13 protein-coding genes are annotated in these 14493 nt (G+C 71.6%); 5 read left to right on the top strand and 8 right to left on the bottom strand.

Annotation, left to right across the window (positions count from 1 at the left end):
• Positions 1-10: 10 nt before the first annotated feature.
• From hisG (ACIBH4_RS32950) to ACIBH4_RS32925, 6 genes are read right to left on the bottom strand one after another with little or no spacing between them, the layout of a single operon-like run.
• A complete protein-coding gene (hisG, locus tag ACIBH4_RS32950; RefSeq protein ID WP_362767476.1) occupies positions 11-898 on the bottom strand; it encodes an ATP phosphoribosyltransferase in 888 nt (295 codons plus the stop codon).
• Positions 899-902: 4 nt separating this feature from the next.
• The gene (locus ACIBH4_RS32945; RefSeq protein WP_362767479.1) at positions 903-1448 is read right to left on the bottom strand and encodes an NUDIX domain-containing protein; all 546 of its coding nucleotides are present in this window, start codon (positions 1446-1448) and stop codon (positions 903-905) included.
• The gene (locus tag ACIBH4_RS32940; RefSeq protein ID WP_362519050.1) at positions 1445-3223 is read right to left on the bottom strand and encodes an ABC transporter ATP-binding protein; all 1779 of its coding nucleotides are present in this window, start codon (positions 3221-3223) and stop codon (positions 1445-1447) included. The genes ACIBH4_RS32945 and ACIBH4_RS32940 overlap by 4 nt, the downstream gene beginning before the upstream one ends.
• Positions 3216-4970, bottom strand: a complete 1755-nt coding sequence (locus ACIBH4_RS32935) for an ABC transporter ATP-binding protein (RefSeq protein ID WP_362519047.1) — start codon at positions 4968-4970, stop codon at positions 3216-3218. The genes ACIBH4_RS32940 and ACIBH4_RS32935 overlap by 8 nt, the downstream gene beginning before the upstream one ends.
• A 26-nt stretch (positions 4971-4996) precedes the next feature.
• Entirely contained in the window at positions 4997-6028 is a 1032-nt protein-coding gene (locus tag ACIBH4_RS32930) for a Gfo/Idh/MocA family oxidoreductase (RefSeq protein ID WP_362519044.1), read from the bottom strand.
• Positions 6021-7283 carry an aminotransferase class III-fold pyridoxal phosphate-dependent enzyme gene (locus ACIBH4_RS32925; protein WP_362519039.1) on the bottom strand — a complete coding sequence of 421 codons (1263 nt, stop codon included), beginning with the start codon at positions 7281-7283 and terminating at the stop codon, positions 6021-6023. The genes ACIBH4_RS32930 and ACIBH4_RS32925 overlap by 8 nt, the downstream gene beginning before the upstream one ends.
• Before the next feature lie 23 nt (positions 7284-7306).
• Here ACIBH4_RS32925 and ACIBH4_RS32920 point away from each other — a divergent pair, with 23 nt between their 5' ends.
• The 4 genes from ACIBH4_RS32920 to ACIBH4_RS32905 all read left to right on the top strand — a co-directional run bounded on the left by ACIBH4_RS32920 (position 7307) and on the right by ACIBH4_RS32905 (position 11128).
• Entirely contained in the window at positions 7307-8185 is an 879-nt protein-coding gene (locus ACIBH4_RS32920) for a phosphoribosylaminoimidazolesuccinocarboxamide synthase (RefSeq protein ID WP_362519036.1), read from the top strand.
• Positions 8172-8876 carry an SDR family NAD(P)-dependent oxidoreductase gene (locus tag ACIBH4_RS32915; protein WP_362519033.1) on the top strand — a complete coding sequence of 235 codons (705 nt, stop codon included), beginning with the start codon at positions 8172-8174 and terminating at the stop codon, positions 8874-8876. The genes ACIBH4_RS32920 and ACIBH4_RS32915 overlap by 14 nt, the downstream gene beginning before the upstream one ends.
• Positions 8877-8893: 17 nt before the next feature.
• Positions 8894-9784: an ATP phosphoribosyltransferase gene (hisG, locus tag ACIBH4_RS32910; RefSeq protein ID WP_362519030.1), complete on the top strand. Its 891-nt coding sequence runs from the start codon at positions 8894-8896 to the stop codon at positions 9782-9784.
• Between the two features lie 102 nt (positions 9785-9886).
• On the top strand, positions 9887-11128 hold the full coding sequence (locus ACIBH4_RS32905; RefSeq protein ID WP_362519027.1) for an MFS transporter: 1242 nt from the start codon (positions 9887-9889) through the stop codon (positions 11126-11128).
• Positions 11129-11138: 10 nt separating this feature from the next.
• Here the strand turns inward: ACIBH4_RS32905 and ACIBH4_RS32900 are convergent, their stop codons facing one another.
• Complete coding sequence (locus ACIBH4_RS32900; protein ID WP_362519024.1) at positions 11139-12089, bottom strand: LysR substrate-binding domain-containing protein; 951 nt, start codon at positions 12087-12089, stop codon at positions 11139-11141.
• Positions 12090-12162: 73 nt separating this feature from the next.
• Between ACIBH4_RS32900 and ACIBH4_RS32895 the strand changes: the two genes are divergently transcribed.
• Positions 12163-13167 carry a DMT family transporter gene (locus tag ACIBH4_RS32895; protein ID WP_362519021.1) on the top strand — a complete coding sequence of 335 codons (1005 nt, stop codon included), beginning with the start codon at positions 12163-12165 and terminating at the stop codon, positions 13165-13167.
• A gap of 67 nt (positions 13168-13234) precedes the next feature.
• Here the strand turns inward: ACIBH4_RS32895 and ACIBH4_RS32890 are convergent, their stop codons facing one another.
• The gene (locus tag ACIBH4_RS32890) at positions 13235-14464 is read right to left on the bottom strand and encodes a dihydrolipoamide acetyltransferase family protein (protein ID WP_362519018.1); all 1230 of its coding nucleotides are present in this window, start codon (positions 14462-14464) and stop codon (positions 13235-13237) included.
• Between the last annotated feature and the right edge of the window lie 29 nt (positions 14465-14493).

Below are 14493 nucleotides of genomic sequence, written 5' to 3'. Positions count from 1 at the left end.
GGCGCGCTCCTCACGGCCGGCACGGCTCCCGCGACGAAGTCCCCCGCGGATGGGTCACGACCCGGCCGACCGGGGAGACCACGACGTCGGCCGCGCCCGCGGCCAGGATGCCGTCGATGGTCTCGGCCACGCCGCGCCGCACCGCCAGCCCCTGCACCACCACCGGGCCCTCCTCAGACAGGTCGCCGACGCGCCATGAGCGCGGGGGCAGCGCCGGCGCGACGCGCGGCAACTCGCGCGCCGACGTGCGCACCGTCAGCAGCACGTGCGCCGCCCCCACCCGCACCGAGGCCAGCAGCAGGGCCACCTTCTGGATCCGGGCGCGTTTGCCGGCGTCCCGCCACGCGTGCGGCCCGGCGATGAGCCGCGGCGCGCAGGTGCGCACCGTGTCGAGGACCCGCAGGCCCGGCGCGAGGGACGCGCCCGGTTCGAGCACCTCGATGACGGCGTCCGCGAGCTCAGGGATCTTGGCCTGGCTGGCGCCGTAGGAGTGCACCACCTCGGCCGCCGACCCCCGGCCGCGCAGATAGCGCCGGCCGATGCCGGGGAACTCGGTGGCCACGCGGGCGCCGGAGGACAGGGCCGCGGGCCCCTCGGCCGGTACGGCCAGCACCATGCGCCACGGACGGCCCGCCGCCACCGCCTCGACGACCTCGACCTTGGCTCCGGTCTCCTCGATCCAGTCGGTGCCGGCGACGCCGAAGTCGAAGGCGCCGTCCTGCAGGACCAGCGGGATCTCCCGCGGCTTGAAGAAGACGACCTGGATCGGGCCGCCGTACTCGATGCTCGCCCGGTAGCTGCGGCCAGACGTCCGGCGCACGCCGAGCCCGGCGGCGGTGAAAAGGTCCAGGACCGGCCGCTCCAGAGCGGACCCCTTGGGCAGCGCGAGCGAGATCATGCCGTCAGCGTCTCCAGGTAGGTGGGGCGTTCCCGGCGGGGGAGCGCATGGCGAGGGCGCGCAGAGCCAGATCGATCATGCCGGTCTCTTCGCCGCCGGCGGCCAGGACACGCAGCCGCGCCGCGTCCAGCCAGCCGGCCTCGACGAATTTGTCGTGTTCGACGCGGGGCCGTTCCAGGTCTCCGGTGACGGTGGCGAGCACGTCGATCTCGCGCCGCCGGGTGCCGTCGCCGCCCTCCCAGTCGAACACCTTGACCAGGTCGCCGACCCGCTCAAGATGCCAGCCGGTCTCCTCGGCGATCTCGCGGGCGAGCGCCGCGCACAGCGTCTCACCGGCCTCCACGTGCCCGCCGACGATGTCCCAGCAGCCGGGGAACAGCCGCACATGCGGGGCGCGGCGCTGCAGGAACACCTCGCCGCGCGGGTTGACCAGAACGGCTCCCACCACGCAGCGCACGCCCTCGGCCGAGGCCTGCCGCTGGATCGCGTCGAACTCCCGCGGGTGCGGCGCGCAGCGGACCGGCGGCGGACCCGCCGCCGAGCCGCTCACGCCGTCTCCTGGTGGGCGTAGTAGGTGGCGTACAGAGCGGCGAACGGCCCGTCACGGCACAGCAACTCGTCGAAGGAGCCGTCCTCGACGATCCTGCCCTCGTCCAGGACGAGGATCCGGTCGGCCCGCCGGATGGTCGACAGCCGGTGCGCGATGACCAGGACGGTCCGGCCGGCGAACAACCGCGCCAGCGCGTTCTGGATGCCCCTCTCGGTCAGGGGGTCGACACTGGCGGTCGGCTCGTCCAGGAGCACGATGTCGGGCTCGCGCACGAACATCCGCGCCACGGCGATGAGCTGCCGCTGCCCGACCGACACCCCCCGGCCGCCGTCGGTGAGCCGCTCGTGCGGGGACATCGGCATGCTGCGCCTCCACACCCGGCGCCCGATCCGGTCGATGGCGCGCTCGACGTCGGCCGGACCGGCTCCGGGACGGCCGTAGGCGATGTTCTCCGTCAGCGTGCCGGCGAACACGAACGGGTGCTGTGGCACGACGCCGACGCGCCGCCGGTAGGCCGTCAGGTCCAGGGCGCGGACGTCGCGGCCGTCGACGAGCAGCTCGCCGCCCTGGAAGTCGTACGCACGGGCGATGATCTTGACGAGGGTGGACTTGCCGCCCCCCGTGCGCCCGACGATCGCCACCGTCTCGCGCGCGGCGATCCGCAGGTCCAGCCCGTCGAAGACGGGGCCGCCGGAGCCGTAGCCGAAACGCAGGCCGCGCGCCTCGATCTCACCGTCCAGGCGCGACACCGGCTCCTGTCCTCCCCGCACGACCGATCCCCGGTCGTCGATCAGCGCGAACACCCGTTCCGCGGCGGCCAGCCCCTGCTGGAACAGGCTCCAGAACGCCGCCGCCTGGGTGACCGGCTGCCACAACATACCGAGCGCCTGCAGCGCGAAATACCACTCACCGGGCGAGAGCCTGCCGAGCATCGCGAAACGCCCGCCCTGGTAGAGCACGACGGCCGTCGCCAGCCCCGCCAGCAGGGTCAGCACCGGCAGGATGACCGCGTAGATGAGCCCCTGGCGCACGTACACCCGGTACGACAGCCGGTTGACGTCGTCGAAGTCGTCGTAGACGGTCTGTTCGCGGCCGAAGCTCTTGGCGACGGCGATGCCCATCATCGACTCGTGCACGTTGGCGTTGACCTTCGCCATCACCCGCCGGGTGGCGGCCGCCGCCGTGCGGGCGATCCGGCGAAAGGCCAGCGCCGCCCCCAGCAGGAACGGCAGCGCCGCCACGATGATCAGACCCAGGCCCGGGTCGGTCCAGAACACCACGCCGCCGAGCAACAGGACCAGCAGCGACTGGCTGAGCAGGTTCAAGGTGAGCGTCATCACCGAGCCGAAGCCCTCGGTGTCGCCGGTGACCCGGCTGAGCACCCGCCCGACGGAGTTGTCGTCGTGGAAGGCGACGTCCTTGTCCAGCGCGGCGTCGGCGGCCTCGCACTGCAGCCGGTAGACCACGTCGCCGACCAGCCGGGCGGTGACGGCCTGGCGCGCCCAGTTCATCGCCCACGCCAGCACCGCGGCGACGACGACGAACAGGCACAACCACAGGCCCAGCCCGGCCCCGCCGCCGACCTCGTCGATCAGCCGCGCGATGACGACGGGCACCGAGGCGGTCAGCAGGGCCGACCCCACGACGAGGACCGCGCAGCCCAGCATCGTGCCACGCTGGGTGCGCAGGTAGGCCAGGATGCGCACCAGGAGCCGGCGGTTGCCGTACACGCGGTCGTAGGCGTCGGCGTGCAGGCCGGCGAACAGGTCAGTCACTGTAGATCTCCCGGTAGAGCGCGCAGCGTGCCATCAGCTCGTCGTGCCCGCCGAGGTCGACGACGCGGCCGGCGTCCAGCAGCACGATGAGGTCCGCGCGCCGGATCTGGCCCGGACGGTGCGAGACCAGCACGGTGGTGCGGCCGGTGGTCGCCCGCTCGATCGCCTCGGTGATGGTCGCCTCCGTACGCGCGTCGATCGCGCTCGTCGCGTCGTCCAGGGTGAGGACACGCGGGTCGGTGAGCAGCGCCCGGGCGATGGCCAGCCTTTGCCGCTGACCGCCGGACAGCGTCGTGCCGCCCTCGTTCAGGACGGTGGCGTAGCCGTGCTCCATCTCCTGGACGAAATCGTCGGCGCAGGCCAGTTTGGCGACGCGCTTGACGTCCTCTTCCGCGGCCCCCGCGGGTGCGCCGAAGGCGACGTTGTCCAGCACGCTCTTGGAGAACAGGAAGATCTCCTGGTCCACGTGGCCGATCTGACGGCGCAGCGCGCCCGGCTCCCAGTCGCGTACGTCCCTGCCGTCGATCAGCACCCGCCCCTCGTCGGCGTCGTACATGCGCGCGACGAGTTTCAGCAACATGCTCTTGCCGCTGCCGGTGGGGCCGACGACGGCGAGCGTGCGCCCGGCGGGCAGGTGGAAGGACACCTCACTCAGGATGTCCCTGCCGTCGTGGCGCAACGTCACCCGGTCGAAGGTGATCGCGCCCTCGACGGCCACCGTGACGCCGGTGGTCTCCTCAAGGTCGCCGGGCCCGTCGATGATCTGCCGCATCCGGGCGGCGGCGGCCAGTCCCTCCTGGACGACCGGCACGGCCTGCTCCGACAACGTGACCGGCTGCGCCAGCGCCACCAGCCAGCCCAGGTAGGTGACGACCTGCGCGAGCGTCAGCTCGCCCTGACCGTACAGGTACAGGGAGTGCAGGGCGCCGACGGCCATCGCGACGGCGAAGCTGAGCGCGGGCAGATAGACGGCCTGCGCCCGGCCGCGCCGTACGAAGGCGTCCCGGTAGGCGGCGGCGGCCCGCCGGAACGCGAGCCGCTCGTGCTCCTCCTGGGTGGCCGCCTTCACGGTGGCGATGCCGGTCAAAGTGGTGGAGAAGCGTTCGTTCAGGTCGGCGAACGTCTCCCGGATGCGCATCGTCAGCGGTTGCAGCCGCCGCAGGTGCCGGCGCAGCGCGACCGCGAACACCACGATCAACGCGCCGGGGGCGAGCAGGAGCTCGGCGTTCAGCGAGGCGATGAACACGATCGGGACCACCAGGGCGAGCAGCGCGTTGAACGCGGTGGACACGCCGGGGCTGAACATGTAGTCGACGAGCCGCGCGTCGTTGATGGCGCGGGCCAGGATGTCGCCGATGCGCTGCTGGTCGTGAAAGGACATGCGCTTGGCCAGCAGACTGCGGTACAGCTCGTCGCGCACGTTGCGTTTGACCCGCTGGGCGAGGACCTCCATCGAGCCGTGCGAGAGCAGGTCGGCGGCGAACCGGCCGGCCGCCAGCAGCGCGGTGGCGACCGCCGCGGCGGCCAGCACGCCGAGGTCGGCACGCTCGCCGGTCGCCTCGGCGAACGCCGCGCCGATCTGGACCGGCACCAGCGTCGTGCACACGTTCGCCGCCACCGCCGCCACGGTGAACACCACCAGCAGCGGCCGGTGTACGCGCAGCCGGGCGGCGATCCACCCGAGCACGGCCGGCGACGCGACCTGCCGTGCTCGCCCGGTCCGGCCCGCCGCTCGCGTCCGGTCCACGGACCCCTCCCTGGTCAACGGCTCACCTACACCGAGGCGCGGACCGCGTCCGGCAGGTGTCCCGGGCCGTCCTTACCGGCCCGGTCGATCTCCTCCATCACCTGGTCGGCCAGCACGGAGGCGGCGAGCGCGTCGGCGACCGACGGCGTGTCGCCCGCACGGGGGGCGTCGTTCCCGCAGGATGTCACGAACGCCTCCAGTTCCGGCCCGAAGCCGCTCCGGTCCCAGCCGTGATCGAGGTTCTTCGTGCCGTACAGCTCCTGGCCCATCGGCAGGCCGTCGGCCAGATCGAGGGTCACCCGCTCCAGGGACGGCGCGCTGTAGCGGCTGCCGTCCATCCCCTGCACCATGACGCCCACCAGGAACCGCTTGACGTGGTTGCCCATCCGCAACGTCGACAGGGACCCGTCGCGGTGCCGGAGGAACACGTTCACCTGGAAGCGGTCGTCCTCGCCCGGGATGACGTGCGCGTTCACCTGGACGACGGGGGAGGGGGTGAACCAGCGGGCCAGGTCCAGGGCGTGCACCCCGTTGTGCCGGATCCACGCCTCCAGTGTGGTGTCCACACCCCACTGCGGGGCCGAGGGATGGCGGCTGTAGAAGTCGATCGTCACCGAGCACGAGGTCGCCCGGGCGCCGCGGCTCAGTTCGTGCAGCCGCCGCAGCGTCTCGGCGTAGCGGAAGTTGAAGCCCACCTGGACGTTGCGGCCGCTGCGGTCCACGACGTGGTGCAGGTCCTGCAACGCGGGCGTCGAGGGTCCGGCCGGCTTCTCCACGAAGCAGTCGACGCCTCCCTCCACCAGCCGGCGGGTCAGCCGGTACGACGGCTCGGGCGGCACCGCGATGACGGCCGCGTCCACGGTGTCCAGGTCGAGCGCCTCGATCGAGTCGGCGCAGAGCGCGGCCCCGGACTCCTGCTGCAGTTCCTTGGCCAGGGACAGGTCGGGGTCGACGCAGGCCACGATCCGGTGACCGCGCACGCGCTGGAGAAACGGCAGGAGATTCTGGCTCATCTGCCGGCCGCAGCCGACCAGGGCGAGGCGCGGGCGGTCAGTCACGGCCGGCCTCCACGTTCGTGCTCCACTGCTCGAAGGCTCGGCGCGCCCGGCCGCGCAGCTCATCCGGGTCGATCTGCCGGTGTGCGAGGCTGACGAACGACGGGTGCCCTTCGAGGAGCAGGATGCCGGCGCCGGTGAGCGCGGCGAGCAGCGCCTCACGCCGCACCTTGTCACCCAGCAGCGCGTCGTCGTGGTAGACCAGTTCGAACATCCCGCCGCCGAGAACGGGGCGGGCACCGACCAGGGCCGCCACGCCGGCGTCCTCGGCTGCCGCGGTCAGGACGGCCGCCACCTGCGTGCCGATCCGGCCGATCTCGGCCCAGCCGTCCGGCGCGTCACCGATGGGCTTGTCCAATATGTCGCGTGTCGCCAGCGCCGCGTACACGGCGATCATCTCCTTGGAGAACGTACCGCTGAGCCGGGCCCGTTCGGCGTCGGCCAGCAGTTCGGCCTCACCCACCACCAGGCTCAGCGGCGCCCCGTTGGCCAGCGCCTTGCCGATCACGATGAGGTCCGAGCCGATGGCGTGGTCGTGGTCGTAGCCGAGCGGCGAGATACGGCCACCGGTCTTGGTCTCGTCGAAGACGGTGAGCAGGCCGGCGTCCCGGCACATCGCGACGGCCTGCCGCAGCACCTCGGGGGTGGTGAACGAGGCCAGGTAGGCGTCGAAGACGAAACAGCCCAGCCGGTCCCGGTAGCGCTCCAGGATCTCCGCCAGCGACTCCAGTCGCAGGTCCACCCAGTTCACCGCGGGCTCGGTCTCGCCGATACCGCGCATCGCCTCGGTGTAGCGCGGTTTCCCGCGCAGCGGCGAGTGCAGCGGCTCGTGCCACTTCAGGGAGTTGGCGATCTGCGCGTCATGCCAGCCGATGTAACCGCTGCGCAGTACTCCCAGCCGGCCGTTGCGCATCGCGGCCAGCCGCAGGGTCGCGGTGACGGCCTCGGAGGCGGTCTTGAAGAACGCGCCGCGGTCCCCGGTCCGCTCGCCGAGCAGCCGTTCCAAGTACTCCGCGTGGAAGGTCGTGTAGCCCGGCATCATCACGCCGTTACCGAGATAGCCGCACAGAATTTCATTGAAGAGTTCGTCCGAGTGGCCGATTATCACCGGTCCGTATCCCATGACGAAGTCGATGTACGTCATCCCGTTCGCGTCCGAAACCTCACCGCCCTGCCCCTGCGTGAACAGGAGTTGGCGTCCTTCGGACCGGAACTTACGAGTGATCTTCGAGTGAGCTATTCGCTCGTTTTTCGACAAGATCTTCCTCCTCCCCGGAAATCGTGAATAAGATCAGTAGCTTAATTTCCGAGACCGTAGCGGCGGGCTACGAGCAGGGTCAAGTGAACCTTCTTCTAGGTTTACAACGCCTGGATAAGGGTGCGACGGTCGAAGCGGTGGGTCGAGCCGAACTCCGATATGGAGGCGATGTGGACCACGGATCGAGTCGGCGAATTCCGCTCTCCGAAATACCCGGAACGGTGCAGCCGGATATCGTCGGGCGCAGTAAACGGCTGTGGAGGCTGCCCGATGGGCAGTGCCTCGTGCAGATAGTCCCCAGCCTGCGCAGTTTCACATACCAACGCGACGAAATGGTGGAACGTACCGGGCCGCTGCGTCTGACCTTTTACGAAAAGGCCGCGGCCAGGATCGAGGCGGCGGGGGTGGCGTGCGCGTTCCGTGAGCGGGTCGGCCCCGACTCCTACCTCGCCGACTACTGCCCGGCCCCGCCCTTCGAGGTCATCGTGAAGAACCGGGCCACCGGGTCGACCACCCGCAAGTACCCCGGCCTGTTCGAGGACGGTGCGCCGCTGCCGCGCCCGGTCGTGAAGTTCGACTACCGAATCGACCCGGAGGACCAGCCGATCGGCGAGGACTACCTGCGCGCCCTCGGACTGCCCGTCGAGGAGATGCGCGAGCGCGCCCTGGCCGTCAACGAGACACTGCGCTCCTGGCTGCACCCCGTGGACCTCTGGGACATGTGCCTCATCTTCGGCGTCACCGCCGAAGGCGGCCTCACCGTCATCTCCGAGATCTCACAGGACTGCATGCGGCTGCGGCACGAGGACGGGTCCCCGCTGGACAAGGACCTGTTTCGCGACGGTGTCGACGCCGACGAGATCGTCAACCAGTGGAGTCGCATCCTCGATGTCATCAGATGACGGCCGGGTGGCACTGATCACCGGTACCAACCGGGGCAGCGGCCGGGCCATCGCCGAGGAGTTGCGCGGGCGCGGGTTTCGCGTCTTCTCCCTGAACCGCTCCCTCGCCGGCGCGGACTGGCTCGGCGAACGGCACTGCGACGTGTCGCGGCCCGCGGAGATCAGACGGGCCGTCGCCGACGTTCTGGCCACGACCGGACGGCTGGACGTCTGCGTGTCCAACGCCGTCGACCGGGTCCTGGACCCGATCGCCGACCTGCGCGAGGCCGACTGGGAACGCCTGGTGGCGATCAACCTCAGCGCCGGCTTCCACCTCGTTCAGGCCACGCTGCCTGCGCTGCGAGCCCACCGCGGCATCTTCGTCGCGATGGGCAGCCACGCGGGCACCCGCTACTTCGAGGGCGGCGCCGCCTACAGCGCCACCAAGGCCGGGCTGAAGGCACTGGTCGAGACGCTGCTGCTGGAGGAGCGGCGCAACGGCGTACGTGCCTGCCTTGTCTCGCCCGGCGCCATCGCCAACCTCGACGGCGACACCGACCCCTACAAGATGAGCACGCGCTCGATCGCCCGCTGCGTCGGCAGCATCGTCGACTCCTGGCCCACCGATCTCGTCGTCGGCGAGATCGAGGTGCGCCCCGCCGACCTGGCGACGCCGCCGATCACCGGTATCGACCGGCTGCTGCACGTCTGACGCGCGGAGGAGGAATCATGATCTCGCTCGCCCTGCCGACGGGATCCCTGGAACGGCGGGCACTGGAACTCTTCGCGGCCGCCGGTCTCGACGTACGACGCCCCTCTGAGCGCTCCTACCGGGGCACCATCGAGTACGCGGGCACCGCGCAGGTCGCGTTCTACAAGCCGCGCGAGATCCCGCTCGTCGTCCAGAACGGCTCGTTCGACGTGGGGCTCACCGGCGCGGACTGGGTCGAGGAGACCGGCGCCGAGGTCGAGGTGGTCGAGTCGTTCGACTACTCCCGCAACACCGAGAAGCCGTGGCGGCTCGTCCTCGCCGTGCCCGCCGACCATCCGGCGACCAGCGTGGCCGACCTCGCCGACGGCGTCCGCCTCGCCACCGAGTATCCCAACATCGGCCGCCGCTTCTTCCAGGACGCCGGACGGCGCGCCGAGGTGGTCGTCTCCTACGGCGCCACCGAGGCCAAGATCCCCGAGTTGGCCGACGTGATGGTCGACGTCGTGGAGACAGGACACTCCCTCCGGCAGAACAACCTGCGCGTCATCGAGACGATCCGTACCTGCGGCGCCCAGCTCATCGCCAACCCCGCCGCCTACGCCGACGAGAGGCGACGCGCCGTCATCGGGAAGGTCGCCCGGCTGCTGCGCGGCGCCTGGGTCGGCCCGGCGAACGTGCTGCTCACGGTCCGCGCTCCCGCCGAGTGCCTGCCGCAGGTCACCTCGGCCATGCCGGGGCGCTCGTGGCGGGCCGGGGCGGAGCTGGGCGACGAGAACATGATCGTCCTGCAGGGCGTGCTGCCCAGCCGGGACGTGCCCGAGACGATCGACGTCCTGCTGTCGGCCGGCGCCGTCAACGTCACCGAGACCGGAATCGGCATCCTCGCCACGAACGCGGTGCGGCCATGACGCACGCCCGCGCCTCGCCGCCGTACGGGTCGTGCCGAGTTGACCGGCGCACGAGGGCACGACGACCATTGAGCCGCCGCGACCTCGTGTGAAGGAGAGAGTGTGAAGTCTGAGCCGGCCCCGGACGCGCCCGTGCAGCCCGGGCGGCGCTCGAAGTGGGCGACCATCGGCGTCGTCTACCTCGGCGGCGTCGTCGCCGCCATGAGCCTGGGCAAGTTCGCCCCCGTCGGGCCGGCGGTGACCGACCAGCTGTCGCTGTCGTTGTCCCAGTTGGGCTGGGTCATCTCGGCGGTCGTCGGTGTCGGCGCCGTCTTCGGCCTGCCCGGCGGCTACCTGATGCGCCGCGTCGGCGCGCAGGGGGCGCTGGTGTACGGCCTTGCCCTGATCGCCGTGGCGGGCGCGGCGAGCGTCCTGGCCGGCGACTTCGCCTGGCTGCTCGTCGCCCGCGTCGCCGAGGGCTTCGGCTACCTGATGGTCACCATCGCCGGGCCGGTGCTCATCCTGCGCCTGGCCGACGAACGCGACCGCAGCGCCGCCCTGTCGGTCTGGGCCACGTTCGTGTCCGTGGGCCTGTTCGCCAGCACGCTCGTCGGTGGCGCGGCCGGCGACGCCTTCGGCTGGCGCGGCTGGATCGGCCTGCTCGCCGCTCTCACCCTTCTCATGGCGGTGGCCCTGCGACTGCGGCTGCCCCGCACGGGGGCGGGTCCGCGAGCCGCCGCCGGGCCCGTCCCCCGGCTGCGCGCGCTGCGATGGCCGGGCGTGCTGGCCATCTCGTTCTGCCTGACCGCGCTGGTGACCATCCCGGTGATCGTGCTGCTTCCCACGCTCCTCATCGAGCAGCACGAGAACTCGGCCGCCGCCGCCGGCGCGAGCACCTCGGTGATCTCGCTGCTCAGCGCGGTCGGCGGGCTGCTCGTCGGCATGCTGCTGCGCCGCGGCACCCGGGTCGGTGTTCTTGCGCTGTTCGGCCTGCTCGCCGTGCCCGCCGCCTGGCTCGTGTACGGCGGCGGTCCGCTCGCCGGCGTGCTCGCGGGCGCCGGGGCGCTCTCGCTCGCCAACGGGTTCCTCGCCGCCCTCGTCTTCGCCGCCCTGCCGCTGATCCTGGAGCGGCTCGACCACGCCGACGTCGGCAGTGGCCTGGTCGCCCAGGCGGGCAGCCTCGGCTCGCTGCTCGGCCCGCCGATGTTCGGCGAGGTCGCGGCCGCGTTCGGCTTCGCGGCGCTCGCGCCGGTCATCGCCGTCGGGCTCGTCGCCGCCGTCGCCGCACTGCTGCTGGCCGGCGGCCGCGCCGCGGGGCGTCGACGGCAGGTAGCCGGAGCAGGGGAGCAAGGCGCCGCGGGCTGAAGGTCGATCGTCAGGAACGCCGAGCGGTTGATCTGGAAGGCTTCCACAGGTCGAGCCTGTGCACCTGGGCCGTCACGGCTGTCAGGAGGGCGGTGAGTGCGGGAGCGGGGGGTGTGTCTCGGGTGGCGGCGACCAGGCGGCGTTTGAGGGTGGTTTCGGCGATGTCCCTGATCGCGAGCGCGGGGTCGTCGCCGGGCAGGGTCAGAGTCGGCATCAGGGCGACGGCGGCCGCGGCGCGGACGAGTTCGAGTTGGACGTCGGCGTCGCTGGAGCGGTGCCGCAGGTCCGGCTCGTAGCCGCCGAGGGCGCGGCAGGTCCCGATGACCATGGCGTGATGGCCGGTGCCTTCGGCCGAGGCGGTCCAGATGTCGGATCGCAGGTCGGCGACCGGGACGGGGCCGCCGGGCCGGGCGAGTGGATGCGCGGCTGGGAGCACGATTTTCAAGGGCTCTTCGAGCAGGAGTGTGAAGCGCAGGCCGGCCGGGCGCGGGCGGGGGTGGCTGTCGTACTCGTCGCCGATGACGAGGTCGACCGTGCCGAGGCGGAGGCCTGGCAGGGACTGTTCGAGTTCCAGCTCGAAGATCTCCACACGGACCTGCGGGTGGTCGGCCTTCATGCGGGCGAGTGCCGGGATGAGGAGGCGGCGGGCGGCCGACTGCAGGCCGCCGGCGCGGACGGTGCCCCGGATATCGCCGCCGAGGCCGGCCAGGTCGGCTTCCGCCGCCTCGGCGGCCGACAGCAGCACCCGTGCGTGCTGGACGAGCAGGTGTCCGGCGTCGGTGAGCCGCACACCCCGCCCGGCTTTGTCGAGCAGCCGGGCACCGACCTCCTTCTCCAGCAGGGCGAGCTGCTGGGAGACCGTGGACGGGCTGTAGCCCAGAGCCGCCGCGACCGCGGCCAGGGTGCCGCGTTCCTCGAACTCCCGTAGGAAGCGCAACCGCCGAAGATCCAGCTCGATCATGCGAGAATCCTAACGATTTGCCGCCAGAAATCATCGCTAGACCCAATGAGTCAGGACCCTGATCCTTGTACGCATGGGTGCAGCACTATGTCTTTTGTCCGCGGCCTGCTTCGGCGCGATGGCGATTTTCGGCAAACTCGCCTACGACGCCGGCGTCTCGCCCGAGGCGCTGCTGCTGGTGCGCTTCACCTTGGCAGCCGTCCTGCTCGGGATCGTCTTGCTGGTGCGGCCGGGGCTGCGCCGCGCCGCCTCCGGTTCTCCCCGAAAGGAGGCGACCGGCCGGTCGGCGATGACGCGCGGCCGGGTGCTCGCCATCGCCGTCGGCCTGGGCGCCATCGGGTACGCCACGCAGGCGAGCCTGTTCTTCTCCGCGCTGCGGCTGATGGACGCCTCACTGCTGGCCCTGATCCTCTACACCTACCCGGTCATGGTCACCGTGACGGCGGTGCTGCTCGGCCGTGACCGGCTCACCCCCGCGCGCGGAGCCGCGCTGGCGGCCGCCTCGGGCGGAACACTGCTGGTCCTGCTCGGCGCCGGTGACATGAGCTTCCACCCGCTCGGGGCGCTGCTCGCCTTCACCTCCGCGATCACTTACACCGCCTACATCCTGGTCGCCGACACCGTTGTGCACCGGCTGGCGCCCGTGGTGCTGTCCGCGCTGGTGATGACCGGCGCGGCCGGCACCCTCGGCGCCCGTGCCCTGCTCACCGGCGGCGTCGACCTCGGCTTCGGGGTGTCGGGATGGTTCTGGCTCGCCGCTATCGCCGTGGTCTCCACCGTCGTGGCGATGCTGACCTTCTTCGCCGGGCTCAAGCGCACCGGCCCGTCGGCCGCCGCCATCCTGTCCACCTTCGAGCCCGTGGTCACCGCCGCACTGGCCGCGCTCGTCCTCGGCGAGTCCCTGACCCCGGTGCAGCTCGCGGGCGGCGCGCTTGTGCTGTCCTGCGTCGTCGTCCTCCAAGTCCGACGCCAGGACCGGAGCCCGCGCCCGGCGTCCGACCGGCCCGACCACGAGAACCGCCAGGTCCCGGATTCGGTACGAGACGATCGCGCCGAGCCGGCCGGCCTGGCACCGTGAAGGGTGACCTCATGGTTCTGTGGCGCTGAATCCTCACCTGTCGTCGGCGGCCGGGTCAGGGAGCGCCTCAGGCGAGGATGCGCACCGGATTCTCGATCAAGGACAGGAATTCGCCCATCCAACGGGCCGCGACCGTGCCGTCGATCGGGCGATGGTCGATCGAGAGCACGAAGCGGATCGTGGCGCCGGGGACGACCGCGCCGTCCTCGACGACGGGCTCGGTGCGGACGGCGCCGACCGACAGGATCGAGGAGTGCGGCGGGTTGATGATCGCGGTGAACTCCTCGGTGCCGTACATGCCCAGGTTGGTGACGGCGACGGAGCCGCCTTCCAGGTCACCCTGGCGCAGGCGGCCGGTACGGGCGCTGTCGGCGTGGTGGCGGGTGGTCTCCGCGACCAGGCTGATCGGCATGGTGTCGACCGCGCGGAGCACCGGGGTCACCAGGCCGGTGTCGGTGGCCACGGCGACCGCCACGTCCACCTGGGTGAAACGGCGGACGGCCTCCGGGGTCCAGATCACGTTCATCTCGGGGACGAGCCTGTGGGCACGGGCGACCGCCTTGACCACCAGGTCGTTGACCGAGATCTTGGGCGATCCCGGCTGGTTGAGCTGCGCTCGGACGGCCAGCAACCGTTCGGCGCGGGCCGTTCCCCTGACGTAGAAGTGCGGCGTGGTCTGCTTGCTCTCCACCAGGCGGGTGGCGATGGCGCGGCGGATCCTGCTGTGCGGGATGTCCTCGTGGCCCTCGGACGCCGGGGCCGCGACAGGCGCGGGCGTGGGAGTGGGAGTGGGCTCGCTCGCGCGGGCCAGTGCCTCCTCGACGTCTCGCCGCAGGATCCGGCCGGCCGGTCCGGTTCCGGGGATCCGGTCGATCGCCAGGCCGCCCTGGCGGGCCAGCCGCCGGGCGAGCGGGCTGGCGTAGACCCGCTGCGACGTGGCCGGTTCCTCCGGTACGGGTTGCCCGTTCACGGCGGCGGGCTGCGCCGGAGAGGTGTCAGGTTCGGGGGTGGACACGGGGGTGGACACGGTGACGCCGAGTCCGGCGAGGAGGTCCTCGATGTTCTCCGGCGGTTCCCCGGGCGCGCCGAGCAGGGCGATGGGCGTGCCGACGTCGACCTCGGTCCCGGCGGGGACGAGTCGCTTGAGCAGGACGCCGTCGCTCTCCGCCTCGATCTCGATGGACGCCTTCGCCGTCTCGATGACGACGATGGCGGTGCTGACGGAGTAGGGGGAGTTCTCGGCGATCGGCCATTCCGACACGACGGCGCTGGTGGCACCGGCCGCCGGTTCTGGCATGCGAAGAAGAGTGGCCATTGGTCCTGGTC

It is taken from the genome of Streptosporangium sp. NPDC050284 (assembly GCF_044459525.1).
Classification (GTDB): Bacteria; Actinomycetota; Actinomycetes; order Streptosporangiales; family Streptosporangiaceae; genus Streptosporangium.
Note: the sequence above shows the minus strand (reverse complement) of the source record. Positions and strands in the feature narration are given on the sequence as shown.